Source organism: Roseomonas haemaphysalidis (assembly GCF_017355405.1).
Taxonomy (GTDB): domain Bacteria; phylum Pseudomonadota; class Alphaproteobacteria; order Acetobacterales; family Acetobacteraceae; genus Pseudoroseomonas; species Pseudoroseomonas haemaphysalidis.
The window spans coordinates 2117116-2139099 of record NZ_CP061177.1; the positions used below are offsets into that span (position 1 = coordinate 2117116).

A 21984-nucleotide genomic window follows, 5' to 3' on the forward strand; every position below is an offset into this window, starting at 1 on the left:
CGTGCAGAGGGCGCGCCCGCGCCGCGCCAGGGAGGCCGCATGAAGACCAGCAACGACCCCAGTCCCGTGATCCGCCGGGTGGCGGAGCAGGATGTCAGCTCCGCGGTGGCCATCGCCGGGCACCCCGTGCACGCGATGGCGGTGCATTTCCCGATCGCGCTGGCCATCGCCGTGCTGGGGATCGACCTGACCTACTGGTGGAGCGGCGACGAGTTCTGGCTGCGGGCCGGCCTGTGGGCCGCCGGGGCTGCCTTTGTCACGGGCGTCACGGCCGGGTTGGTGGGCACGGCGGAACTGCTGCTGGTGCCGGGCATCCGGTCGCGCGCCGCGAGCTGGACGCATGCCATCGCCGCCATGATGTTTCTGTCGATCATCGGCATGAACTGGACGGTGCGGCTGCTGGAGCCGGAGGCGGTGATCCCCCTGGGCCTGGCCCTGTCCGGGCTGGGGGCGGTGTTCACCGGGCTGGCGGGGTATCACGGCGGCAAGCTGATCCTGCATCACGGCGTGGGCATCATGGTGTCGGACCAGGAATAAACGTGGCCGCGGCGTCGCGCAGACCGCCCGGGCGCAGCATGAAGCCCGGCAGCAGCGCGGCCGGATCGATCACTGGCTTAGCCAGCACCACCCAGAAGATGCCGAGCATGGTGGCGGACAGCGCCACCATGCTGGCGCCCACCCGCCAGCGCGCGAAATACCCGCCCTCGTCGAAGACGGACAGCAGCAGCAATCCGATCCAGACGTGCAGCCCCACCAGCACGCCGACCAGAAGCAATTTCAGGGCGAACCAGGGACCGGCGATGCCGCGCGTCACGATCAGCGCCGTGCCGGAGGCGATGGCCAGAAAGGCGGCGGGCGAGATGATGGTGATATAGGAAAAGCGCGTGAAGGCGTGCAGCCGGTGCAAGGGCCCGCCCGAGCCGGCGTCCCGCCGCTGACCGAACAGCAGGGGCATCAACAGCAGCCCGGCGGTCCAGATCGCTAGGGCCGAGACATGCAGCAGCTTCAACCAGACGACCGTCATGCCGCCGGGTGCGCCTCCGGCGCGCTGAACAGCCGGCGCAGGCAAAGCACGGCGGCCACGAAGTTGGGCAGCATGGCGGGTGCCCACATCAGCAGCCCGGCCAGTTGCTGGTCTTCCAGCGCGGACAGGCCGAACGGCTCGGTGGCCAGCAGGTGCTGCGCGTAAAGCGGTTGGGGCGCGAAGGTGATCAGCGCGCCCAGCAGGCCCATCAGGCCGATCACCGACACATGCCCGGCCACTGCCCGCAGCGGCGGCAGGCGGGCATCCAGCAGCCCGCGCCACACCACCAAGGCCGTGCCCAGCAGCGAAAGCTCCATCACCCAGTACACCGTGTCGCTCGCCAGCGCGGCGGCGTAGGGCACGGGGGCGTGCCACAACCAGACGGTCACCACATGCGCCAGCACCGCGACGCCAAGCAGACGTGACGTGGCGCCCCCGGCGGCGGGAAAGGCGAGGGCCAGCAACGGCGCCGCCGCCGAGATCAGCAGCAGGTGATGTGCCACGCGGGCCGAGAACAGGGCCGACGACAAGGCGCACAGGGGGGAAACAAAGGCCACGGCCAGCAGCAGCACCGCCAGTGCCAGCATGCGCCGCCGCCGCGCGGCACTGGGCCTGTGCCGCAGGCACAGCAGGCCGCCCGTCAGCAGCACCAGCAGGCCGCCTAGCACCCAGGGGTCTGCGTTCCAGCTGTGCCACAGCACGGCGGGCAGAGGTGCCACGCCGCAATAAGGGATGGCCGCCGCGTGCGATGGCATCACGTCAGCATGCTCCGGTCCCTGCTTGAAATCGCGCGGCGCATCAGCGCCGCCCTTGTCCGTCCTGCCGCCATTCGACAGCAACGCGGACGAGGCGGGATGAGCCGGACGGAGATGACAATTTTTTCAGACTACGCCGGATCGGCAGTGGGGGAGGACCATCGCGGATGGTCCTCCCGCCAGCAACAATGTCAGATGTCGTCGTCGCTGTAGCCGGCGTCGTCGAAGCCGCCATCGGCCGCCGCGTCGTTGCCCCAGCCGCCGTCATCCACCGGCGTGGCGTCGTTGTAGCCGGCGTCCTGGCCGGGGTCGGTCCAGGGGCTGGCCGAGGTCGGCACCGCTTCCTGCCCGAAATCGCCCACGGCGCCAGCGGCATCCGTGGCCGCCGTCGCGGCATGCGCGGCACCGCCCGAAAACATGCCCATCAGCATGTTGCCCATCACCATGCCGCCGGCGACGCCGGCCGCGGTGGTGAGCGCTGAGCCCAGAAAGCCGGAGCCGCCGCGGCCCTGCTGCATCATCTGCGGCTGCATGCCCATGGGGGGCTGCATCGGCTGCGGGCGGGGCGTCATGGGCTGCGGGCGCTGCTGGCCACCGCCGCCGAACAACCCACCGAACATGCCGCCGCCACCGCGCTGCGGCGCGGCCTGCGCCTGCTGCTGCGCGTTCTCAAGCTGCCATTCCAGCTCCTGGATGCGGTTCTGCGCCTGCACCAGGGCGTGTTCCTGCACAAACGCCGTCTGCGTCAGGCGGTAGCGGGCCTCGGGGTAGCGCGCGAACAGGTCGCCGATCAGCCGGTCGGCCTCCGGGTCCACCGGCGGCAGCTGCGGGCGGGACTGCACGGACGGCACGCTGCTGCCGCCCCAGGGGGAGGCGGCGGGCTGGGCCGGGGCCACACCCGCCATGCGCTCAACAAAGGCAGAGATGATGCGGCGTTCTTCTTCGGTCATGTCCCTTCCCCTTTCGGGGCCTTTTCCAGACGGTTCGCGCGAATCGCGCCAGGGCTGGCCCGGCACGCGGCAAGGGACTTGGCCCAGGGCAAGGCCCGCTTCAAGCCCGGATGAACTTTCGGCAATGTTTTGTCATGCGGCGCCGGTCAGGCGGCGCTGGCCAGCCCGAGGCGGCGCCACTCGATCACCGGGCAGCGGTCCATCACGGCCACCAGCCCGGCATCGCGCGCCCGCGCGGCGGCGGCCTCGTCCACCACGCCGAGTTGCATCCAGACGGCGCGGGCGCCAAGCCGGATGGCCTCGTCCACCACCGCGCCGGCCTCCTCGCTGCGGCGGAAGATGTCGACCATCTCCAGCGGCGCGGCGGCGTCCAGGGCCGCCACCACCTCGGCGCCATGCAGCCGTTGCCCGGCGAGGCCCGGGTTCACGGGCGTGACGTCGAAGCCCCGCTCCGCCAGAAAGCCTGCCACGCCATAGGATGGGCGCGCCGGATTGGCCGAGGCGCCGACCACGGCGATGCGCGTGGTATTCAGCAGCAGGCGGCGGATGTCGTCGTCGGTCAGCCCGTCCATGGCCATGGCGATCAGTGCTCCTTCACGGCCCAAGCAACGCGGCGGGGCCGGCGGGGGTTCCCCGCCAGCGCGCGGCCGTCAGTAGAGCACGACACCGCGGATGCTTTCGCCCCGCGTCATCAGGTCGAAGCCCTCGTTGATGCGGTCCAGCGGCATGGTGTGGGTGATCAGGTCGTCGATGTTGATCTTGCCGTCCATGTACCAGTCGACGATCTTCGGCACGTCCGTGCGCCCGCGCGCGCCGCCGAAGGCCGAGCCGATCCACCGCCGGCCTGTCACGAGCTGGAAGGGGCGGGTGCTGATCTCGGCGCCCGCCTCCGCCACGCCGATGATGGTCGAGACGCCCCAGCCCTTGTGGCAGCATTCCAGCGCCTGGCGCATGAGCTTGGTGTTGCCGACGCATTCAAAGGAATAGTCGGCGCCGCCACCGGTCAGCTCCACCAGATGGGCCACCAGGTCGCCCTCGATCTCCTTCGGGTTGACGAAGTGGGTCATGCCGAACTTGCGGGCCATCGCCTCGCGGTTCGGGTTCACGTCGACGCCGATGATCTTGTTGGCGCCGACCATGCGCGCGCCCTGGATGACGTTCAGCCCGATGCCGCCCAGGCCGAAGACCACCACGTTGGCGCCCGCCTCCACCTTGGCGGTGAACAGCACGGCGCCGAGCCCGGTGGTGACGCCGCAGCCGATGTAGCAGACCTTGTCGAAGGGCGCGTCGGCCCGGATCTTGGCCAGCGCGATCTCCGGCACCACCGTGTGGTTCGCGAAGGTCGAGGTGCCCATGTAGTGGTGGATCGGCTTGCCGTTGCAGGAAAAGCGGCTGGTGCCGTCCGGCATCTGCCCGCGCCCCTGCGTCACGCGGATCTTCTGGCACAGGTTGGTCTTCTGGCTCAGGCAGTAGTCGCATTCGCGGCATTCGGGCGTGTAGAGCGGGATCACGTGGTCGCCGGGCTTCAGCGTCTTCACGCCGGGGCCGACCTCCAGCACCACGCCCGCGCCTTCATGGCCCAGGATGGCGGGAAAGATGCCTTCCGGGTCGGCGCCGGACAGGGTGTACTTGTCCGTGTGGCACAGGCCGGTGGCCTTGATCTCGACCAGAACCTCACCCTCGCGCGGGCCTTGCAGGTCCACCTCCTCGATCGACAGGGGCTTGCCGGCCTCCCAGGCAATGGCGGCGCGTGTCTTCATGGCAGGGTTCCTCGGCACTTGGGACGAACGGCCTCACTGCCACTTCTTGCGGGAAGCGGGAAGGGAGGACATCTGAAGGGACATGCGCATCCCCTTTCTGTCGTCCAAGCCCCGTGTCGCCCTGGTGCGGCTGTCCGGCGTCATCGCCGCGCGCGGCGGCCCGGCCACCGGGCCCGCCCTGAACATCGAGCAGGTGGGGCCGGTGCTGGACCGTGCCTTCGCGCTGAAGCGGCTGGCGGCGGTGGTGCTGGCGGTCAATTCGCCCGGCGGCTCGCCCGTGCAGTCCTCGCTGATCGGCGCCCGCATCCGTCGCCTGGCGGAGGAGAAGAAGGTGCCGGTCATCGCCTGCGTCGAAGACGCGGCGGCGTCCGGCGGCTACTGGCTGGCCTGCGCGGCGGACGAGATCGTGGCGGACGGCGCCAGCATCGTCGGCAGCATCGGCGTGATCTCCGGCGGCTTCGGGCTGGAAGGGCTGATCGAGCGCTTCGGCGTCGAGCGGCGGCTGACCACGGCGGGCGGGCAGAAATCCTTCATGGACCCGTTCCGCCCGGTGGAGCCGGCGCAGCAGCAACGGCTGGAGGAACTTCTGGAAGCCATCCATGCCGAATTCCGCGACTGGGTGCGCACGCGCCGGGGCGGCAGGCTGCAGGCTCCGGAGGCGCAGCTTTTCACCGGCCGCTTCTGGACCGGCCGGGAAGCCCTGCCGCTGGGGTTGATCGACCGGCTGGGCAACGCGGCGGATGAAATCCGCCGGCGCTTCGGCGACAAGGCGCAGGTGGTGCCCTTCGGCGGCGCCAAGCGGCCGCCGCTGCCGCTGCGCCTGCTGGGGGCCGGTGCCGCCGCGCCGGGGCTGGCGGCCGAGGCGGTGGCCACCGCCGCCGCCCTGGCGGAAGAGCGGGCGGCCTGGGCTCGCCTGGGCCTGTAGCAGCGCGGCCTTGACGGCGGGCGCCGGGTTGGGCACCCCGGATGGCATGTCCGCACCCCACGTTTCCGCCCCGTATCACGAGCTGCTCGGATTTATCCTGGAGGAATGGCGGGAGAACTATGTCCGCATCGCCATCGAGGCGGGCGAGCAGCACCTCAACCGCAGCAGCATCGTGCATGGCGGCGCCATCCTGTCGCTGATCGACCAGGCGGGCGGCATGAGCGGGTTGTGGTGCGACACGCCTGGCCACAGCCGCAAGGGCGTGACCGTGGACCTGAACTGCCACTTCACCGGCCAGACGCTGCCGGGGCGGGTGTACGCCGAGGGCCGCATGGTGTCCCGCGGCGGTAAAATCTATTTCGCGCGGACCGAGGTGTTCGACAGCCAGGGCCGCATGGTGGCCTTCGGCAGTTCCACCCACCGCTGGCGTGGCGGCAGCGAAACGCTGTCCGGCAGCCCGGACCCCGCGGCGGCCGGCTCGGCCTGAGCGGCACGCAACCGCCACGGTGCTGCGCAGTTTGCCTCCCAGCACCGCAAGGGAAGCGAACACCGTGGATACCGCCAAGAACGAAGACGAAATGCGCATCAAGGTGCGCGAGATGGTCAAGGACATCCAGGTCGCCATCATGGTGACCACCGACCCCGAGGGGCACCTGCGCGGCCGCCCGATGCGGGCGCAGAAGCCGGACGAGGACGGCAAGACCCTGTGGTTCTTCACGCGCGACGACAGCCCCAAGGTCGATGAGATCGAGGGCAACCCGAGCGTGCTGCTGGGCTATGCCGATCCCAAGAGCCAGGACTTCGTGTCCATTTCCGGCAAGGCGCGCATCGTGCGCGACAAGAACAAGAACAAGCAGCTCTGGACCGAGGACCTGCGCACCTGGCTGCCGGAAGGCCCGGACGGGGATGGCTATGCGCTGATCGCGGTGGAGATCGCCGGCGCCGAGTATTGGGACGCCATCTCCTCCAACGTCACCTTCGCCTTCGGCTACGCCAAGGCGCTGGCGACCGGCAAGCCGGCGAGCTCCGGCGAGAATGCCAAGGTCGATTTCTGACCGGCCAGACGAAAAAGCCCGGGGTCCGAAAGGACCCCGGGCTTTTTTATGTGCACGGGCCGGCGCCGGATGAAGCAAAGGCCGGGCCCGGACGCGCCTCCTGGCGCGCCGGATCCGGCCTTTGATCAACGGCGACGCGACGCCGTTCAGACGGCGCGGCGGCCGACCGTGAAGCGGTAGATCGCCAGCACGATGATGGCGCCGACCACGGCACCGATGAAGCCCGCGCCCTCGCCGGCGCGGTACCAGCCGAGCGCCTGGCCGAGATAGGACGCCACGAAGGCGCCCACGATGCCGAGGATGGTGGTGAGGATGAACCCACCGCCGTCGCGGCCCGGCATGATGAACTTGGCGACAACCCCCGCCAGGAAGCCGATGATGATCGTCCAGATAATGCCCATGGTCGCGTTCCTTGAAGAATGGCTTGGGCTTAACGCTGCTTGTTCTGAAAGGTAACGCCGGCTTCGCATCTTTCCTGCAGGAAATGGCATGGGCCGGGTTGCGGGATGCCGGTCCCACCCCACCGCGGCGTTATTCCGGCTTGCGCCAGCAGCCGCGTACCACCTCCGCGACGCCCTGGTGCTTGGGGCCTTCCTGCAGCAGGACGCCGCCTTCCAGGCATTCCAGGGTGTCCAGGCTGGCGAAGGCGGTGTCCGCCATGGCGCGGGTCCAAAGCAACGCCGGCTCGCGCGGCCCGCCACTGCGGCGGCCGTTCTGCGCGGGCGAGAAGCATTCCAGCACCAGCATGCCGCCCGGCGCCAGGGCCTGGACCGCGCGGGCCGCGACGACCTCGCGGTCCGCCGGCGGCAGGTGCAGGAAGATCCAGGCGATCAGGTCGAACCCGGCGTCCGGCCAGGACCATTGGACCAGGTCGGCCGCATGGGTGGCGAGGCGCACGCCGCGCGATTCCGCAAGTGCCGTGGCGCGGCCGAGCCCGGTGGCGGACCAGTCCACGGCCGTCACCTCCAGCCCGCGTTCGGCGAGCCACACGCCGTTGCGCCCTTCGCCATCGCCCAGCGCCAGGGCACGCCCCCGCGCCGGCAGCCTTGGCCCCCAGCTTTCGAGATAACGGTTGGGCGCCTGGCCGAACATCCAGGGCTGCGCGGCATAGCGCGCATCCCAGGCGAGGCTGTCGCTCATGGCCCGGGTGCCCAACCTGGCGGCGCCATCTCGAAGCCCGAGAAATTGAAGGCCGGGCTGACGGTGCAGCCCACCAGCACCCAGCCCGCCAGCGGCCGCGCCGCCTGCCACCAGCCGGGCGGCACGAGGCCGAAGGGTTCCTCGCCGGCGGACAGGTCCGGGCCGATCCGCCGTTCCTCGCTGCCCCGGCCGTCGGCCGACAGGTGCAGCGCCAGCGGGCCGCCGGCATACCAGTGCCACGCTTCGGCGGCATCGACGCGGTGCCAGTGGCTCCGTTCCCCGGCGTCCAGCAGGTAATAGATGGCGGTGCCGACGCCGCGGCCGCCACCGGGCGGGGCATCGCGCCAGATCTCGCGGAAGTGCCCGCCTTCGGGGTGCGGCGACAGGCCCAGCGCCGCGATCACCGCCGCCGCGGGCAGGGACGGGTCGCGCAGATCCGGCGGGGTCATGCCGGGCGGGTCGCGACCATGGCGGGGTGCGCCTCCGCCTCGGCGAACCAGGCCGTCAGCGCGGGGCGGCCCTCGCGCCAGTCCTCGTCGGCGAAGCGGAAGTCGAGGTAGCCCAGCGCACAGGCGACGCTGACGGCACCGATGTCGCGCAGCCGCTCCGGCGGGTTGCGGTCCAGCCAGTCCAGGGCGCGGCCGATGGCGGCGGCATTGCGCCCGCCCAGGTGCCGGCGTCCCTCATCCTGCGGATAAGGCTGCTGCATGCGCCGGGCCACGGCGGCATCCATCACGCCATCCCCCAGGGCCTGCAACAGCAGCGCGCCGGTGCGCTCGCTGCCGGAGTCCGGAAACAGCGGCGACGCGGTGCCGAGCCCGTCCAGGTATTCGCAGATCACCCGGCTGTCGAACAGCGGCAGGCCCTCCACCGTCACCAGGCAGGGCACCTTGGACAGCGGGTTCTGTTGCAGCAGCGCGGCCGGGCTTTCATGCGGGTTGGTGGACAGCAGGTCCACCCGCTCCTCCAGCCCGCGCATCAGGAGGGCGACCATGACCTTGCGGACGAAAGGCGAGCCGGAGGAATAAAACAACTGCATGCGGGCGGGGTCCGTGATGGGGGAAGGTGTCGCCAGTCAGCCGCGGAAGCTGTCCTTGCCGGCGCGGATCTCGGCCAGCCGCTCCACGCTGGAGGCGCGCAGAAACGGGTTGGTCCGCTTTTCCTCGCCTAGCGTCGCGGGCAGGGTGGGGCGGCCGGCGGCGCGGGTGGCGGACACCCAGGCCGCCTTGTCGCGCAGCGCCGCGTTGTCCGGCTCCACGGTCAGCGCGAAGCGGGCATTGCTTTCGGTGTATTCGTGGCCGGCGCAGACCAGGGTCTGGTCGGGCAGGGGCTTGAGCAGCTCCAGCGCGTGGAACATGTCCGCCGGCTTGCCTTCCAGCAGCCGCCCGCAGCCCAGCGAGAACAGCGTGTCGCCGCACAGCAGCACGTCACCATCCGGGAAGTAGAAGGCCACATGGCCCAGCGTGTGGCCGGGGCTGTCGATCACCCGGCCCTCGGTGTCGCCGATCGCCACCGTGTCGCCGGGCACCACGGCGGTGTCGAGCGGCGGCAGGCGGTGGGCATCGGCCTTGGCGCCGATCACCCGGGCCCCGTATTTCGCCCGTACCTGCTCCACGCCGTCCACATGGTCGCCGTGGTGGTGGGTCAACAGGATCAGGTCGCAACGCCCGCCCGCCGCGTCCAGCGCCGCGATCACCGGTGCCGCCTCGCCGGGGTCGCAGATCGCGACGGTGCCGGTGGCCTCGTCCCGCAGCATCCAGGCGTAGTTGTCGGAAAGACAGGGCACCGCCGTCACGGTCACGGTCATGGTCAGGTCCTTATGGTCGCCGAAAGGGCGTGCCCTTATATCGGATGCATGAGCGACGAGGTCCACGCCCCCCCTGAGTCGCCGCACCGCGAATTCTACCAGACGCCCACGGGCGCGGTGGCGGCGCGGCTGCTGCGCGAGCGGCTGGTGGAGCTGTGGCCGGACCTGACGGGCCGCTGCGTGCTGGGGCTTGGCCACGCCACCCCTTATCTGCGCCTGTGGCGGGACCACGCGGCCCGCGTGCTGGCCGCCAGCCCCGCCGAGGCCGGGGCGCAGCCCTGGCCGCGCAGCGGCGCCAACCTGGCGACGCTGGTGGAGGAAACGGAGCTGCCCTTCGCCGACTTCACCTTCGACAACGTCCTGATGGTGCACGGGCTGGAAACCGCCGAGAATGGCCGGCGCCTGCTGCGCGAGGTTTGGCGCGTCCTGAAGGAAGACGGCCGCCTGCTGGTGGTGGTGCCCAACCGGCGCGGCCTGTGGGCGCATTCCGAAGGCACGCCCTTCGGCCAGGGCAGGCCGTATTCGCATGGCCAGATCGCGCGCCTGCTGGGGCGCACGATGTTCACGGTGGAGCGCCGCCGCTCGGCCCTGTTCATCCCGCCGTTCCAGACCCGGCTGCTGCTGCGCGGCGCGGGGGTGTGGGAAAGGGCGGGGCGGGCACTGGCGCCGCGCTTCGCCGGCGTCGCCATCGTGGAAGCGCGCAAGGAGATGTTCGGCGCCGTGCCGGTGCGCGCCCTGCCGGCCAAGGGGCGGCGGGTGCTGGTGCCGGCGGGCCTGCGCTTTGATCCGCCTAAGCCGCCTCCGGGCTAGGCCGCGCGCGTTTCCACCGTCACATGCGCCAGCTCGTGCACGGGGGCGAGGCGGGCGCGGATCGTAGCGCCGTCCGCCAAGCCTTCCGTGCTGACGATCGCGGCATGGGCGGCGGGGCCAACACGCCAGACATGCAGGTCGGTGATCCGCACGTCGCCGGGGGCCTCGACATGCTGGCGCATCTCGGCCTCCAGCGCCGGGTCAGCGACATCGAGCAGCACGCCGGCGGTGTCGCGCATCAGGCTCCAGGACCAGCGGGCGATGACAATGGCGCCGAGCAGCCCCACCGCCGGGTCCAGCCAGGCCCAGCCCAGGTAGCGCCCGGCCAGCAGCGCGCCGATGGCCAGCACCGAGGTCAGCGCGTCGGCCAGCACGTGCAGGTAGGCGGAACGCAGGTTGTTGTCCTGGCCGTGGTGAGAATGCCCGTGGTCGCCATGCGCATGGCCGTGCCCGTGATCATGGTTGTGATGGCCAGAGCCACCGGCCAGCAGCAGGGCGCTGACGATGTTCACCACCAGCCCCAGCACGGCCACCGCCGCCGCCTGCCCGAACGCCACCTGCTGCGGCGCCCAAAGCCGCATGCCGGATTCCACCGCGATGCCCAGCGCCACCACGCCGAGCACCAGCGCCGAGGCGAAGCCCGCCAGATCCCCCACCTTGCCGGTGCCGAAGCTGAAACGACGGTCCCGCACATGGCGGCGGGCAAAGGCATATGCGCCGGCGGTCACCGCCAGCGCGCCGGCGTGGGTCGCCATGTGGAAGCCATCCGCCAGCAGCGCCATGGAGCCGAACAGGCTGCCGGCGACGATCTCGCCCACCATCATCACGGCGGTCAGCGCCACCACCCAAAGCGTGCGGCGCGCATTGGCATCGTGCTGCTCGCCGAGAAAATCGTGGTCGTGCATCGGTGCGGTCCTACTTGGCATAGCGGCTGAGCACGGCGGCGAGCTCGTCGGCGCCGCGCTGGCGCTCCGCATCGCTCAGGCCCGGGGCGGCGACATGGGCCCGCAGGTGGTCCAGCATGATCTCATCCATCAGCCCGGCGACGGCACCACGCACGGCGGCGACGCGCTGCAGCGTGACGGCGCAGTCGGCGCCGCCTTCCAGCGCGCGCTCCACGGCCTGCAGCTGCCCGCCGATGCGGCGGACGCGGTTGACCAGGGCCTGGGTTCGCTCGGGGTCGGTAAGATGGGCCATACCATACCCAGGTAGGGTATCGCACCCAGCATTCCAAGACCGGTTAGGTGATGTCCTCGTACAATGCCTGGGCTTCCGGCGCCGGGCCGCGCCGGGCGGCCAGCGCCGCCACGCGCCAGATCTTCACCACCCCGGTTTCCGGCCGGCCCAGCGCCAGGGTCAGCACGTCGCCCGGGCGCAGCTTGGCATGCGGCTTTTCCACCGGCTGGCGGTTCAGCCGCACCGCGCCGCGTTCAACGAACCGGCTGCATTCCGCGCGGGTCTTGGCGACCCGCGCGCACCACAGCCACTTGTCCAGCCGCTGCCAGTCCCGGTCCTCGGTCTCCGCCATCGCCGGACGGGGCGCCTCAGCCCTTGCCCAGCTTCAGCTTGGACAGCACCGCGAAGGGGCTGTCGGGGTCGGCCTTGGCGGGCTTCGGTGCATCGAAGCTGTAGCTGCGGCCCTCGCTGCCGCCGCCCCGGTTGTTTTTGTCGAAGGGGCGGGGGCCGCGCGGGCGGTCATCCCGGCCGCGATCGTCACGCGGCGGGCGCGGGCGGTCGCGGAATTCGGGACGGGTGCCTTCCGGGCGGGCACCTTCGGGGCGTGGCGCGCGCGCGTCCTGGCCCTCGGGCCGGGGCGGGCGGGGGCCACGCGACCGGTCGTCGCGCCGGGGCGGGCGGGGGGCGCGCTCCGGGCGCGGGGTTGCGGCTTCCGCACCCTCGGGCGCGGCCTCGGCGGTGGCGCCCTCCGCCGCCGCCGCCACAGCCGGGGCCGGGCGCCGGTCGCGCTGCGGCGGCCGGCCCTGGCGAGGGCCGCGATGCCGGTTCTCGTCGCGCTTCACCGCCACCATCTGTGGCGACGGCGGGCCAAAGGCGCCCTCGGCCGCCGGCTCCACCGGCAACAGGCGGAAGCCCAGCGTGTTCAGCACCACGGGCAGGGCGTCGGCCTTGACGCCCAGGCGGCTGGCCACGTCCGGCGGCAGCATGGCGGGGTGGCGGCGGGTCAGGTGGCCCAGCTCGCCCGCCACGCGCTCGGCGACGTCGAGGCGCAGCAGCACCGGCCCGGCCGGCACCCAGCCCATGGTTTCCGCGAAGCCCGCGGGCCAGCCTTCCGGCGGCGGCACGGACACCAGCCCGCCGCCCGGCAGCGCCGGCACCATGCATTCGGCCTTGAGCGCCCAGAGCTGCGCGCGCAGCGCCATGGGCCGCGGCTTCAGCACCTCCGGAAGGTACAGCGCGAAGCGCCCGGCGCGGATGCCGATGGCCTTCAGCTTCTGCCGCAGCTCGGGGTTCACCTCGGCTTCCGTGCCGCCGGGCACCAGGCCCAGGTATTCGCGCAGGCGGAAGGCGGGGCCGCGCAGGGTGTTGTCCTCGGCGGCCTTTTCCTCGACCGTGTTGAGGGCGGCGAACTCGCGGGCCAGCATGGCCTCCAGCCAGGCGGCCAGGCGCACCCGCAGGCGCTCCTTCTGCGCGCCGTCCAGGAACTCGCTGGCCAGCGGCTCGACCTGCGGCTTGTCCGGGGTGGGGCCGGGCTTGAGGCGCGCGATGTCGGCGCCGTCCCAGGTGATGCGATGCGTGGGCGTGAGGGCGAAATCCTCGTCCTTGGCCGCTTCCAGCGCCGCGACGCGGCGGGGCATCTCGGTCACGAGGGCACGCCGGGCCGCGCGCAGCACCAGCTTGCGCTCGTCCTCGTTGGCGGCGGATGGATCGGGCTCAAAGACGAAACCACTGACATGACCGACGGGATGGCCTTCAACCACCACCTCCCCTTTGCGATTGACGGCAGATAGAAGCTCTTCCTCGGTCTCATCCAGGCGGCGGATGAGATGCGCGGCGCGGCGGTCCACGAAGCGGGCCGTCAGGCGTTCATGCAACGCGTCGGACACCGCGTCCTCGGCCGCGCGGGCCTCGGACTGGAAGCGCGTCGCGTCCCGCACCCAGTCCGCGCGGGCGGCCACGTAGGTCCAGACCCGGATGGCCGACAGGCGGGACATCAGCGTGTCCAGGTCGCCCTCGATGTTGCCGAGCTGGGCGATCTGGCTGGCCACCCAGTCGGTGGGCAGCGCGCCGTCCTTGACCATGTGGATGAAGATCTTGGCGGCGAACTTGGTGTGGCTGTCATCGGCCAGCTTGCGGAAGTCCGGCACTTGGCAGGCTTCCCACAGCAGCCGCACGCGGTTGCGGTGGTCGGCCAGCTTGCGCACCTCCGGGTCGCGCGACAGCGCTTCCAGGGTGACGTAGTCGGTGGCGTCGTTGCCGCGGGACAGCCCAGGCTGGCGCGGCGGCAGCGCCAGGCTGTCCAGCAGCGCGTCGATGCCGGAGAAATCCAGATCGGCGTTGCGCCAGGCGAGCTGTTGCAGGGCCTCGAATTGATGGCCCTCGATCTTGTCCACCATCTCATCCGGCAGCGGCGGGCAGTCGCCGGTGACACCAAAGGAGCCGTCGCGCATGCCGCGCCCGGCGCGGCCGGCGATCTGGGCCGCTTCCTGCGGCGTCAGGATGCGGGGGCGGTGGCCATCGAACTTGTTGAGGCTGGCGAAGGCCACATGGTCCACGTCCATGTTCAGACCCATGCCGATGGCGTCCGTCGCCACCAGGAAGTCCACCTCGCGGTTCTGGTACAGCGCCACCTGGGCATTGCGGGTGCGGGGGGACAGCCGCCCCATCACCACCGCGCAGCCGCCTCTCCGGCGGCGGATCGCTTCCGCGATGGCGTAGACCTCGCCGGCCGAGAAGGCGACCACGGCGGAGCGCGGCGGCAGGCGGGTCAGCTTGGCGGGGCCGGCATAGGAAAGCTGGGACAGGCGGGGGCGGGTTTCGATCTCCGCCTGGGGCACCAGCCGCTGCAAGAGGGGGCGGATGGTTTCGGCGCCCAGGAACATGGTCTCGACCAGGCCGCGCGCATTCAGCAGGCGGTCGGTGAAGATATGGCCGCGATCCGGGTCGGCGCAGAGCTGGATCTCGTCCACCGCCACGAACTCGGCGCGCCGGTCCAGCGGCATGGCCTCCACGGTGCAGGCGAACCACCTGGCCTCGGGCGGCAGGATCTTTTCTTCCCCCGTGATCAGCGCCACGTAGCGCGCCCCCTTGGCCGCCACCATGCGGTCGTAGTTCTCCCGCGCCAGCAGGCGCAGCGGAAAGCCGATGATTCCGCTGGAATGCGCCAGCATCCGGGTGATGGCCAAGTGGGTCTTGCCCGTGTTGGTCGGACCCAGGATGGCCTTGACGCGGGCCGGGAACATGCTGGCGGCGGAGTTCGTGGGGACGAAAGCTGGCATCGCTTCGGGTGTGTGGGGCCAATGGGGGGTGCTTGGCAACGGGGCGCGTGCCCCGCCGCCATCGCCCCCGGGGGAAGCGACCGTCAGACGCTGGCCAGCAGCGCCGCCATCAGCCGGGCGCGGGGCACCAGCGCGTCCATCAGGACGTGCTCGTTCAGCGTGTGGGCCTGGCCGCCCAGCACCCCCAGCCCGTCCAGGGTGGGGATGCCCATGGCGCCCGTGAAATTGCCGTCCGAGCCGCCGCCCGCGCTTTCGTGGTTCAGCTCAAGCCCAAGCTCGGCGGCAATGGCGCGGGCCTGGGCGTAGAGGCCCATGGTGGCCGCGTCCGGCTCCCACACCGGGCGCGTCACGCCGCGCGTCACCTCGAAGCGCACGTCCCCCATGCTGTCGTTGAGCGCCAGCATCTTCTGCACGGCCGCGTCCAGGTCCGGCTGGCGCTTGGCCATGCTCAGCGACTCGGCATCGCAGAAGGTGGGCACGCAGTTCACCCACTGGCCGCCATGCATCACGCCCACGGAATAGGTGCAGGCCTCGGTGGTCATGTCCTCGATGGCGATCAGCCGCCGCGCCATCTCCTTCACCGCGCTGCGGCCGGCGGAGAGCGTGGCGCCGGCGTGGCTGGGCCGGCCGGTGGTCTTCAGCTTGAACCGGGCGATGGCGTAGCGCCCGGTCACCACGCCGCCATCGGCGCGGCCGGGCTCGGGCACCAGCACCACGTCGTGCCGCGCCGCCTCGGCCTCGATCAGGTCGCGGGTGGAGGGGCTGCCGATTTCCTCGTCGCTGGTCAGCAGCACCGTCACCGGGCGGCTGGTGGCGATGCCGGCCTGGCGCAGCGCGGCCAGCGCCTGCAGCGCCAGCACCGTGCCGCCCTTCATGTCGAAGATGCCGGGGCCGAAGGCGCGGTCGCCTTCCACGCGAAAAGGCAGGCCGGTGGCCAGGGTGCCCACCGGGTGCACCGTGTCCAGATGCGCCAGCACCAGGATGCCGCCCTCGTCGCCCGCCGTGCCGAAGCGGCCGCGCACGCAGTCGCCGAGTCCCATGCGGCCGGGGATGCGCTCCACCCGCGCGCCCATCAGCGCCATCTCGCGCATGGCCAGCGACATCATGCCGTTGACGGCGGCGGTGTCGAAGGTCGGGCTTTCCTGCTCCACCCAGGGGCGCAGGCTGGCCAGCAATGCCTCGGCGGTGAAGGGAAGGGCGAGGGCGCGGCGCGCCTCGGGGCTCAGGGCTGGGGCGTCCATGGGCGGCTCTCCTGCGGGGTCCGCCGGACAGCCTGCGGGCTGGGGGCGGATGCGGCAAGGGCGGGACTGGCCGTGGCCGGCCGCGCGCTGCTAGCGTCCTGGCCGATGAACACCGATCCCAGCGGCCACGCCGCCCACCGGAAGCACGGCTGATGCGCATCCTGGTCGCCAATGCCAACACCACGGACGCCATCACGGAGCTGTGCGCCGCCGCGGCCCGCGCCGCCGCCGCGCCGGGCAGCGAGATCATCCCCGCCACGCCGCGCTTCGGCGCGGCGGTGATCTCGTCGCGCCTGGAAAACGCCATTGCCGGCCACGCGCTGCTGGACCTGCTGGCCGGCCATGCCGGGCAGGTGGAGGCGGTGGTGCTGGCGGTCAGCCTCGACACGGCGCTGGACGCGGCGCGGCAGCTGATGCCGTGCCCGGTGGTGGGCATGACGGAAGCGGCCTGCCTGACCGCCTGTCTGCTCGGCGGGCGCTTCGGGCTGGTGACCATGGGCGGGGTGGAAACCTACCGCGAGCTGATCGGCCGCCACGGCCTGGCGGCCCGGCTGTCCGGCCTGCGGGGCATCGCGGCAACGCCGCAGGACGCCCTGCGCGACCCCCCCGCGGTGGAGGCCATGCTGCTGCAGGAGATCGATTCCCTGGTGGCGGAAGGCGCGGACGCCGTGGTGCTCGGTGGCGCGGCGCTGGCCGGCATGGCGGCGCGGCTCGGCCCCCGCGCGCCCGTGCCGCTGCTGGACGGCATCGCCTGCGCCGTGAAGCAGGCGGAGGCGCTGGTGGCGTTGAACCTGCCCCGCCCGCGCGCCGGCAGCGTGGCGCCGGTGGCGGGACGGGACAGCAAGGGGCTGTCCCCCGCCCTGGCGGCGCTGCTGCGCGGCTAGGCGGCGGCCGCCACCAGGGCACCCACCTCGGCCAGCGCGGCATCGCGGCGCGCCGGCGGGGCGGGGCATTCCGTAATAAAAGCCGCCACCAGCACGGGCTTGCCGCCACCCGGCGGCCACAGCAGCCCCACGTCGTTGCTGGTGCCGTGCGAGGAGGTGCCGGTCTTCTCGCCGGCCTGCCAGCCGGGCGGCAGGCGGGCGCGCAGCCGGGCATCGCCGGTGCGGTTGTTCCGCAGCCAGCCGGCGAGTCTGTCGCGGGAGGCCGCCGACAGCGCATCGCCCAGCAGCAGCTTTTGCAGATTGCCCAGCATGGCGGCGGGGGAGGTGGTGTCGCGCGGGTCGCCGGGGGTGGCCTCGTTCAGCGCGGTCTCGATGCGGTCCAGCCGCGTCATGCCGTCGCCAAGCCCGCGCAGCCAGGCGGTCAGCCCGGCGGGTCCGCCCAGCGCGTCGAACAACAGGTTGCCGGCGGTGTTGTCGCTCAAGATCATCGCCGCCTCGCACACCGCGTCCAGCGTCATGCCGGGGCCGCCGGCATGCTGCTCCGTGGCGGGGGAATAGGTCACCAGATCCGCGCGGGAAAAGCGGATGCGGCGGTCCAGGCGGTCCTGCCCGGCATCCACCCGTGCCAGCACCCCGGCCGCTGCCAGCAGCTTGTAGGTGCTGCCAAGCGGAAAGCGCTCATCCACACGGTGCCCGACCCGGCCGCCCGTGCCCAGAACCGCGACGCCGAGCCGCCCGCCGATCTGCCGCTCGATCCGCGCGAAGTCCGCGGCCAGGCCGCCCTGCGCCCATGCCCGCTTGGCACCCAGCGCCAGCAGCGCCCCGCCCAGCCATTGCCGCCTGTTGATCATGCCCGCCTCTCCTCGCTTTGGCGGGGCGGACACTGCGGTGGAGGGGTGGGGGTGGACAAACGATCATCCCTTGCGCGAGCCCCTAGGAAAACTAATGAGGGTGGCATGCACCTGCCGCTCAATGCCCTGCGCGCCTTCGAGGCCGCCGCACGCCAGCTCAGCTTCACCCGCGCCGGGCTGGAGCTGCGGGTGACGCAGGCCGCCGTCAGCCATCAGGTCAAGGCGCTGGAGGACATGCTGGGCGTGCCGCTGTTCCGCCGCCTGCCACGCGGCCTCGCGCTGACGGAGGAAGGCGAGGCGCTGCTGCCGGTGCTGAGCGACAGCTTCCGTCGCATCGCCGCCACGCTGGAGCGGTTCGAGGGCGGGCGGCTGCGAGAGGTGCTGGTGCTGGGCGCCGTGGGCACGGTGGTGTCCGGCTGGCTGCTGGCGCGGCTGCCGGAATTCCGGGCCGCGCACCCCTTCGTGGACCTGCGGCTGCTGACCAACAACAACCGTGTGGACCTGGCGGGCGAGGGGCTGGATTGCGCCATTCGCTTCGGCGATGGCGCCTGGCACGGCACGGAAGCGACGCGGCTGTTCACCGCGCCGTTGTCGCCGCTGTGCGCCCCCGCGCTGGCGGAACGCCTGGGGCAGCCGGCGGACCTGATGCGCGAGGTGTTGCTGCGCTCCTACCGCGTTGACGAATGGGCACGCTGGTTCGCGCTGTCCGACCTGGAAGCACCGGCGGTGCGCGGCTTCGTGTTCGATTCCTCGCTGACCATGGCAGAGGCCGCCGTGCAGGGCACCGGCGTCGCGCTGCTGCCGGCGCGGATGTTTGAGCGCGACCTGCGCCAGGGCCGGCTGGTGCGGCCCTTCGCGCCGGAAGTGACGCTGGGCGCCTATTGGCTGACACGCTTGAAGTCGCGCGAGGAAACGCCGGCCATGGCGGCCTTTCGCCAATGGCTGCTGGCGCAGCCGGAGGTGGCGGCCTAGCGCGCGTCGATCGCCCGCAGCACCGCCTGCGCCGCGGCCTCGCTCGGCACGCCGCCGGGCGGGCGCAGCAGGTCGAAGACGCTGGCGAAGCCGTCGCGCTGCGCCCGGGCGGCGGCGGGGTCGGTCAGCAGGCGGACCAGTTCGGCCGCGAGGTTCTCCGGCGTGCAGACCTCCTGCACCAGCTCCGGGATGATGCGCCGCTCCGCCAGCAGGTTGACGATGGAGATGTGCGGCACCTTCACCAGCCGCCGCGCGATCACGGCGGTCAGCGGGTTCAGCTTGTAGCCCACCACCATCGGCACGCCGGCCAGCGCCACCTCCAGCGAAGAGGTGCCGGACTTGATCAGCCCCGCCTCGGCTGCGGCAAAGGCATCGTATTTCTCGGCCACGTCGCGTACCAGGATCGGCGCGGGGTGCCAGTTACCGGCGACGGCGCGCACCGCTTCCTCCACCGGCCCGGCCAGCGGCACGACGGGGCGCAGGTGCGGCACGCGGGCGGCGGCCAGGCGCAGCGCGGCGCCGAAGGTGGGCAACAGGCGGCCGACCTCGCTGCGGCGGCTGCCGGGCATCACCAGCACGACCCGCTCGTGATCCGCGATGCCGTGCAGGGCGCGGAAGCGGGCGGCATCGCCCCGGTCGGCGCCGGACTCCAGGATGGAATGACCGACGAAATCGACCGGGATGCCGGCCTTCTCGAAGAACGGTGCCTCGAAGGGCAGCAGCGCCAGGATGCGGTCCACCTCGCGCGCGATGCGCTTCACCCGCCCGGGGCGCCAGGCCCAGACCTGCGGCGCGACGTAGTGCAGCACCGGGAAGCCCTGCGGCTTCACCCGCGCCGCGATGCGCAGGCCGAAGCCGGGGCTGTCGATCGTCACCACCACGGCGGGCCGGCGCGCGACGATCTCGGCCACCGTCTCGTCCAGCCGGCGGGACAGGCGGCGGATGTTGGGCAGCACTTCCAGGATGCCCATCACCGCCAGCTCGCGCATGGGAAACAGCGAGGCAAAGCCCTGCTCGGCCATCCGTTCGCCGCCGACGCCGGCGAATTGCAACTCGGGCCGCGCCGCGCGCAGCGCCGCGATCAGCCGCGCCCCCAGCAGGTCGCCCGAGGCCTCGCCCGCCACCAGATAGACCAGCGTCATGCCGGCACCACGACGGCGGGGCGGCCGAAGGAGCGCTTGGGCCAGTCCCGGTGGTTCAGCACCGCACCATCCTTGCGCACCGCCTCGATCCGCGCCGGGTCCAGCGTCGCGAACAGCCATTGCGGCATGTCCAGCGCGCCGCGGGCGATCACGCCGTCTTCCGGAAAGCCGCGGTCGATCGGGCCGAAGACGGCGGCATGGCCCCGGTTGGCGTCCAGCGCCGCCGACCAGGGCGCCGTGCCGACCGTGGGCGTGATGGCGATGAAGCACTGGTTTTCCACCGCCCGCGCGGCGGCGGAAACGCGCACGCGGTTGAAGCCGTGCGGCGTGTCCGTGCAGGACGGCGCCAGCACCAGCCAGGCGCCGGCCTCCACCTGCGCCCGCACATGCTTGGGAAATTCCACGTCGTAGCAAACGGAAATGCCGATCAGCCCCCACGGGGTGGAAAACACCTTCGGCCCGCCACCGGGCGAGACGCCCCAGCGCTCGCGCTCGAAGCGCGTCATGCTGTGCTTGTCCTGCGTTGCCATCAGGCCCTCTGGCGTGATCAGCGGCGCGCGGTTGCGCACCAGCCCGTCGGCGTCGCGCACCGGCAAGGTGCCGGGCAGCAGCCACAGCCCGGCGCGGCGGGCAGCGTCGCGCATGGCGTCCAGGATATCCGGCGCGGCGGCAACCATCGCGGCCAGCTCGGCGGCCTCGTCGGCCACGTCGCTGCCGGTCAAAGCCGCGCCCAGCTCCACGCAGGCGTATTCCGGCAGCACCGCCAGCTCCGCGCCGGCGGCGGCCGCCCCGGCTAGCCACCGGTCCAGCTTGGCACGGAAGGCGGCGATGCCGGCGGGCCGCTCCACCGGGTATTGCAGCAGGGCGAGGCGAAGCGGCTTGCTCACAGCAGGCGTTCCCAGAAGTCCAGCACATGCGGTTGTTCGCCGCGCGCGGCGACCTCGCGCCAGCGCAGCGTGCCGCTGATGCCGGCGGGTGCGTAGCCCCGGTTGCGCCAGAACTGGTCCAGCGGCACGTGGCCGGCCGGGCGGCGCGGGTCATCCGCCGCGCGGCGCACGCCGCAGAAGGTGGCGCGGGCCAGGCCCAGCGCGCGGGCCTGCGCTTCGCGCAATTCGAAGAAGCGCACGCCTGCGCCCTGGCCACGATATCGCGGCAGCAAGACGCTTTCGCCGAAGTAGCAATAGGCCGCAGGATCGCGGCCGGCGGCGCTGAAGGCGGCGCGCGCCCAGCCGTTCATGGGCGCGCAGGTGGCGGCACCGACCGGGTGGCTGCCATCCAGCGCCAGCACGACGGAGGCACCGGGCGCGCGGGCATAGTCACGCAGGTAACGCGCCTCGGCGCCCCGATCGCCGTGATACAGGTAAGGCCATTCCCGGAACACCGAAAGGCGCAGGCGGGACAGCGCGAACAGCCAGGGCTGCAGCGCATCGCCGGTCAGGGTTTCGAAGCGGAGGGCCATGCGGGGCTGCATACCGCGCGGCCGGGCGCGCGGCTACTCGGCGTAGATCATCTTGCGGGTCATGCCGCCGTCGCTGATGAACTCGGCACCCGTGACGAAGCCCGCTTCCGGCCCGATCAGCCAGGCCACCAGCGCGGCGATGTCACGCGGTTGCCCCACCCGCCCGGCCGGGTGCTGCGCGTGATCCTCCGGCCGCAGCGCCTCGCCCGCCACGTCGATCCAGCCGGGGCTGACGCAGTTGACGCGGATGGCGGGGCCGAGGCTGACCGCCAGCGCATGCGTCAGCGCCACCAGCCCGCCCTTGGTGGCGGCGTAGGCCTCGGTATCGGGTTCCGACATATGCGCGCGGGTGGAGGCGATGCAGACGATCGCCCCCCGCCCGGACTGCCGCAACAGCGGCGCGCAGGCCTTGGACAGCAGAAAGGCGCTGGTCAGGTTGGTGCCCAGCACCTTTTGCCATTCGGCGAGCGACAGCTCCTCCACCGGCTTGCGGATCATGATACCGGCGTTGCAGACCAGCGCGTCTAGCCGCCCTTCCTGCGTCTGGATGCCCTCGGCCAGCGCGGCCACCGCCGCCTCCTCCGCCACGTCGGCCACCACGTGGCGGCCGGGTGCGCCGGGGGCCGGCTTCAGGTCGGCCGTCACCACGCGCCAGCCGTTCGCGGCCAGCAGCGTGGCGATGCCGGCGCCGATGCCGTGCGCGCCGCCGGTGACCAATGCGACGGGGGAGGGGGTCTGGCTCATGCGGTGGTCCT

At 72.0% G+C, this 21984-nt stretch carries 27 protein-coding genes; 7 read left to right on the top strand and 20 right to left on the bottom strand.

Annotated features, from left to right (window positions below):
* Positions 1–39 precede the first annotated feature (39 nt).
* Positions 40–537 carry a DUF2231 domain-containing protein gene (locus IAI59_RS09730; protein ID WP_207416341.1) on the top strand — a complete coding sequence of 166 codons (498 nt, stop codon included), beginning with the start codon at positions 40–42 and terminating at the stop codon, positions 535–537.
* Here IAI59_RS09730 and IAI59_RS09735 read toward each other — a convergent pair.
* The 5 genes from IAI59_RS09735 to IAI59_RS09755 all read right to left on the bottom strand — a co-directional run bounded on the left by IAI59_RS09735 (position 515) and on the right by IAI59_RS09755 (position 4489).
* The gene (locus tag IAI59_RS09735) at positions 515–1024 is read right to left on the bottom strand and encodes a CopD family protein (protein WP_207416342.1); all 510 of its coding nucleotides are present in this window, start codon (positions 1022–1024) and stop codon (positions 515–517) included. The two genes, IAI59_RS09730 and IAI59_RS09735, sit on opposite strands and share 23 nt — an antisense overlap.
* On the bottom strand, positions 1021–1779 hold the full coding sequence (locus IAI59_RS09740) for a cytochrome c oxidase assembly protein (protein ID WP_237180602.1): 759 nt from the start codon (positions 1777–1779) through the stop codon (positions 1021–1023). Before IAI59_RS09740 ends, IAI59_RS09735 begins: the two co-directional genes overlap by 4 nt.
* Before the next feature lie 191 nt (positions 1780–1970).
* Positions 1971–2729: a DUF2076 domain-containing protein gene (locus IAI59_RS09745; RefSeq protein WP_207416344.1), complete on the bottom strand. Its 759-nt coding sequence runs from the start codon at positions 2727–2729 to the stop codon at positions 1971–1973.
* A 146-nt stretch (positions 2730–2875) separates the two neighbouring features.
* Positions 2876–3307, bottom strand: a complete 432-nt coding sequence (locus tag IAI59_RS09750) for a CoA-binding protein (RefSeq protein WP_207416345.1) — start codon at positions 3305–3307, stop codon at positions 2876–2878.
* 72 nt (positions 3308–3379) lie between these two features.
* Positions 3380–4489: an S-(hydroxymethyl)glutathione dehydrogenase/class III alcohol dehydrogenase gene (locus IAI59_RS09755; RefSeq protein ID WP_207416346.1), complete on the bottom strand. Its 1110-nt coding sequence runs from the start codon at positions 4487–4489 to the stop codon at positions 3380–3382.
* A gap of 82 nt (positions 4490–4571) precedes the next feature.
* On the opposite strand from IAI59_RS09755, the gene IAI59_RS09760 reads away from it, so the two are divergent.
* From IAI59_RS09760 to IAI59_RS09770, 3 genes are all read left to right on the top strand, one after another.
* The gene (locus IAI59_RS09760; protein ID WP_207416347.1) at positions 4572–5414 is read left to right on the top strand and encodes a S49 family peptidase; all 843 of its coding nucleotides are present in this window, start codon (positions 4572–4574) and stop codon (positions 5412–5414) included.
* A 46-nt stretch (positions 5415–5460) separates the two neighbouring features.
* The gene (locus IAI59_RS09765) at positions 5461–5901 is read left to right on the top strand and encodes a PaaI family thioesterase (protein ID WP_207416348.1); all 441 of its coding nucleotides are present in this window, start codon (positions 5461–5463) and stop codon (positions 5899–5901) included.
* A gap of 64 nt (positions 5902–5965) precedes the next feature.
* Positions 5966–6469, top strand: coding sequence for a pyridoxamine 5'-phosphate oxidase family protein (locus IAI59_RS09770; protein ID WP_237181103.1), 504 nt, complete (start codon positions 5966–5968; stop codon positions 6467–6469).
* A 146-nt stretch (positions 6470–6615) separates the two neighbouring features.
* Here the strand turns inward: IAI59_RS09770 and IAI59_RS09775 are convergent, their stop codons facing one another.
* The 5 genes from IAI59_RS09775 to gloB all read right to left on the bottom strand — a co-directional run bounded on the left by IAI59_RS09775 (position 6616) and on the right by gloB (position 9416).
* Positions 6616–6870 (bottom strand): GlsB/YeaQ/YmgE family stress response membrane protein, encoded by a 255-nt coding sequence (locus tag IAI59_RS09775; RefSeq protein ID WP_207416349.1) that lies wholly within the window; start codon positions 6868–6870, stop codon positions 6616–6618.
* A 130-nt stretch (positions 6871–7000) separates the two neighbouring features.
* Positions 7001–7609, bottom strand: a complete 609-nt coding sequence (locus tag IAI59_RS09780; RefSeq protein WP_207416350.1) for a class I SAM-dependent methyltransferase — start codon at positions 7607–7609, stop codon at positions 7001–7003.
* Positions 7606–8058, bottom strand: a complete 453-nt coding sequence (locus tag IAI59_RS09785; RefSeq protein WP_207416351.1) for a cupin domain-containing protein — start codon at positions 8056–8058, stop codon at positions 7606–7608. The genes IAI59_RS09780 and IAI59_RS09785 overlap by 4 nt, the downstream gene beginning before the upstream one ends.
* The gene (locus IAI59_RS09790; protein ID WP_207416352.1) at positions 8055–8648 is read right to left on the bottom strand and encodes a glutathione S-transferase N-terminal domain-containing protein; all 594 of its coding nucleotides are present in this window, start codon (positions 8646–8648) and stop codon (positions 8055–8057) included. The genes IAI59_RS09785 and IAI59_RS09790 overlap by 4 nt, the downstream gene beginning before the upstream one ends.
* A gap of 36 nt (positions 8649–8684) precedes the next feature.
* Entirely contained in the window at positions 8685–9416 is a 732-nt protein-coding gene (gene gloB, locus IAI59_RS09795; protein ID WP_207416353.1) for a hydroxyacylglutathione hydrolase, read from the bottom strand.
* 48 nt (positions 9417–9464) lie between these two features.
* On the opposite strand from gloB, the gene IAI59_RS09800 reads away from it, so the two are divergent.
* Positions 9465–10226 (top strand): class I SAM-dependent methyltransferase, encoded by a 762-nt coding sequence (locus IAI59_RS09800; RefSeq protein ID WP_207416354.1) that lies wholly within the window; start codon positions 9465–9467, stop codon positions 10224–10226.
* Here the strand turns inward: IAI59_RS09800 and dmeF are convergent.
* The 5 genes from dmeF to IAI59_RS09825 all read right to left on the bottom strand — a co-directional run bounded on the left by dmeF (position 10223) and on the right by IAI59_RS09825 (position 15921).
* Positions 10223–11131 carry a CDF family Co(II)/Ni(II) efflux transporter DmeF gene (dmeF, locus tag IAI59_RS09805; protein ID WP_237180564.1) on the bottom strand — a complete coding sequence of 303 codons (909 nt, stop codon included), beginning with the start codon at positions 11129–11131 and terminating at the stop codon, positions 10223–10225. The two genes, IAI59_RS09800 and dmeF, sit on opposite strands and share 4 nt — an antisense overlap.
* A gap of 10 nt (positions 11132–11141) precedes the next feature.
* On the bottom strand, positions 11142–11423 hold the full coding sequence (locus IAI59_RS09810; RefSeq protein WP_207416356.1) for a metal/formaldehyde-sensitive transcriptional repressor: 282 nt from the start codon (positions 11421–11423) through the stop codon (positions 11142–11144).
* 43 nt (positions 11424–11466) lie between these two features.
* On the bottom strand, positions 11467–11754 hold the full coding sequence (locus tag IAI59_RS09815) for an RNA-binding S4 domain-containing protein (RefSeq protein WP_207416357.1): 288 nt from the start codon (positions 11752–11754) through the stop codon (positions 11467–11469).
* Between the two features lie 16 nt (positions 11755–11770).
* On the bottom strand, positions 11771–14644 hold the full coding sequence (locus IAI59_RS09820) for a helicase-related protein (protein WP_207416358.1): 2874 nt from the start codon (positions 14642–14644) through the stop codon (positions 11771–11773).
* 119 nt (positions 14645–14763) lie between these two features.
* A complete protein-coding gene (locus tag IAI59_RS09825) occupies positions 14764–15921 on the bottom strand; it encodes a M20/M25/M40 family metallo-hydrolase (protein ID WP_207416359.1) in 1158 nt (385 codons plus the stop codon).
* A gap of 152 nt (positions 15922–16073) precedes the next feature.
* Here IAI59_RS09825 and IAI59_RS09830 point away from each other — a divergent pair, with 152 nt between their 5' ends.
* The gene (locus IAI59_RS09830) at positions 16074–16805 is read left to right on the top strand and encodes an aspartate/glutamate racemase family protein (RefSeq protein ID WP_237180565.1); all 732 of its coding nucleotides are present in this window, start codon (positions 16074–16076) and stop codon (positions 16803–16805) included.
* On the opposite strand, the gene bla is transcribed toward IAI59_RS09830, so the two are convergent.
* A complete protein-coding gene (gene bla / locus IAI59_RS09835) occupies positions 16802–17656 on the bottom strand; it encodes a class A beta-lactamase (RefSeq protein ID WP_207416360.1) in 855 nt (284 codons plus the stop codon). The genes IAI59_RS09830 and bla overlap by 4 nt on opposite strands.
* A gap of 105 nt (positions 17657–17761) precedes the next feature.
* Between bla and IAI59_RS09840 the strand changes: the two genes are divergently transcribed.
* On the top strand, positions 17762–18628 hold the full coding sequence (locus tag IAI59_RS09840; RefSeq protein ID WP_207416361.1) for a LysR family transcriptional regulator: 867 nt from the start codon (positions 17762–17764) through the stop codon (positions 18626–18628).
* On the opposite strand, the gene lpxB is transcribed toward IAI59_RS09840, so the two are convergent.
* The 4 genes from lpxB to IAI59_RS09860 are packed head-to-tail and all read right to left on the bottom strand — an operon-like array spanning position 18625 to position 21973.
* A complete protein-coding gene (lpxB, locus tag IAI59_RS09845; protein WP_207416362.1) occupies positions 18625–19770 on the bottom strand; it encodes a lipid-A-disaccharide synthase in 1146 nt (381 codons plus the stop codon). The genes IAI59_RS09840 and lpxB overlap by 4 nt on opposite strands.
* Complete coding sequence (locus tag IAI59_RS09850; RefSeq protein WP_207416363.1) at positions 19767–20657, bottom strand: carbon-nitrogen hydrolase family protein; 891 nt, start codon at positions 20655–20657, stop codon at positions 19767–19769. The genes lpxB and IAI59_RS09850 overlap by 4 nt, the downstream gene beginning before the upstream one ends.
* The gene (locus IAI59_RS09855) at positions 20654–21229 is read right to left on the bottom strand and encodes a GNAT family N-acetyltransferase (protein WP_207416364.1); all 576 of its coding nucleotides are present in this window, start codon (positions 21227–21229) and stop codon (positions 20654–20656) included. The genes IAI59_RS09850 and IAI59_RS09855 overlap by 4 nt, the downstream gene beginning before the upstream one ends.
* 33 nt (positions 21230–21262) lie before the next feature.
* Positions 21263–21973, bottom strand: coding sequence for an SDR family oxidoreductase (locus tag IAI59_RS09860; RefSeq protein WP_207416365.1), 711 nt, complete (start codon positions 21971–21973; stop codon positions 21263–21265).
* Positions 21974–21984: the final 11 nt, after the last annotated feature.

Coding starts and splice junctions, on each gene's coding strand:
- IAI59_RS09730 (WP_207416341.1), top strand. CDS start 40: ATGAAGACCAGCAACGACCCCAGTCCCGTGATCCGCCGGGTGGCGGAG.
- IAI59_RS09735 (WP_207416342.1), bottom strand. CDS start 1,024: ATGACGGTCGTCTGGTTGAAGCTGCTGCATGTCTCGGCCCTAGCGATC.
- IAI59_RS09740 (WP_237180602.1), bottom strand. CDS start 1,779: ATGCCATCGCACGCGGCGGCCATCCCTTATTGCGGCGTGGCACCTCTG.
- IAI59_RS09745 (WP_207416344.1), bottom strand. CDS start 2,729: ATGACCGAAGAAGAACGCCGCATCATCTCTGCCTTTGTTGAGCGCATG.
- IAI59_RS09750 (WP_207416345.1), bottom strand. CDS start 3,307: ATGGCCATGGACGGGCTGACCGACGACGACATCCGCCGCCTGCTGCTG.
- IAI59_RS09755 (WP_207416346.1), bottom strand. CDS start 4,489: ATGAAGACACGCGCCGCCATTGCCTGGGAGGCCGGCAAGCCCCTGTCG.
- IAI59_RS09760 (WP_207416347.1), top strand. CDS start 4,572: ATGCGCATCCCCTTTCTGTCGTCCAAGCCCCGTGTCGCCCTGGTGCGG.
- IAI59_RS09765 (WP_207416348.1), top strand. CDS start 5,461: ATGTCCGCACCCCACGTTTCCGCCCCGTATCACGAGCTGCTCGGATTT.
- IAI59_RS09775 (WP_207416349.1), bottom strand. CDS start 6,870: ATGGGCATTATCTGGACGATCATCATCGGCTTCCTGGCGGGGGTTGTC.
- IAI59_RS09780 (WP_207416350.1), bottom strand. CDS start 7,609: ATGAGCGACAGCCTCGCCTGGGATGCGCGCTATGCCGCGCAGCCCTGG.
- IAI59_RS09785 (WP_207416351.1), bottom strand. CDS start 8,058: ATGACCCCGCCGGATCTGCGCGACCCGTCCCTGCCCGCGGCGGCGGTG.
- IAI59_RS09790 (WP_207416352.1), bottom strand. CDS start 8,648: ATGCAGTTGTTTTATTCCTCCGGCTCGCCTTTCGTCCGCAAGGTCATG.
- gloB (WP_207416353.1), bottom strand. CDS start 9,416: ATGACCGTGACCGTGACGGCGGTGCCCTGTCTTTCCGACAACTACGCC.
- IAI59_RS09800 (WP_207416354.1), top strand. CDS start 9,465: ATGAGCGACGAGGTCCACGCCCCCCCTGAGTCGCCGCACCGCGAATTC.
- dmeF (WP_237180564.1), bottom strand. CDS start 11,131: ATGCACGACCACGATTTTCTCGGCGAGCAGCACGATGCCAATGCGCGC.
- IAI59_RS09810 (WP_207416356.1), bottom strand. CDS start 11,423: ATGGCCCATCTTACCGACCCCGAGCGAACCCAGGCCCTGGTCAACCGC.
- IAI59_RS09815 (WP_207416357.1), bottom strand. CDS start 11,754: ATGGCGGAGACCGAGGACCGGGACTGGCAGCGGCTGGACAAGTGGCTG.
- IAI59_RS09820 (WP_207416358.1), bottom strand. CDS start 14,644: ATGTTCCCGGCCCGCGTCAAGGCCATCCTGGGTCCGACCAACACGGGC.
- IAI59_RS09825 (WP_207416359.1), bottom strand. CDS start 15,921: ATGGACGCCCCAGCCCTGAGCCCCGAGGCGCGCCGCGCCCTCGCCCTT.
- IAI59_RS09830 (WP_237180565.1), top strand. CDS start 16,074: ATGCGCATCCTGGTCGCCAATGCCAACACCACGGACGCCATCACGGAG.
- bla (WP_207416360.1), bottom strand. CDS start 17,656: ATGATCAACAGGCGGCAATGGCTGGGCGGGGCGCTGCTGGCGCTGGGT.
- IAI59_RS09840 (WP_207416361.1), top strand. CDS start 17,762: ATGCACCTGCCGCTCAATGCCCTGCGCGCCTTCGAGGCCGCCGCACGC.
- lpxB (WP_207416362.1), bottom strand. CDS start 19,770: ATGACGCTGGTCTATCTGGTGGCGGGCGAGGCCTCGGGCGACCTGCTG.
- IAI59_RS09855 (WP_207416364.1), bottom strand. CDS start 21,229: ATGGCCCTCCGCTTCGAAACCCTGACCGGCGATGCGCTGCAGCCCTGG.
- IAI59_RS09860 (WP_207416365.1), bottom strand. CDS start 21,973: ATGAGCCAGACCCCCTCCCCCGTCGCATTGGTCACCGGCGGCGCGCAC.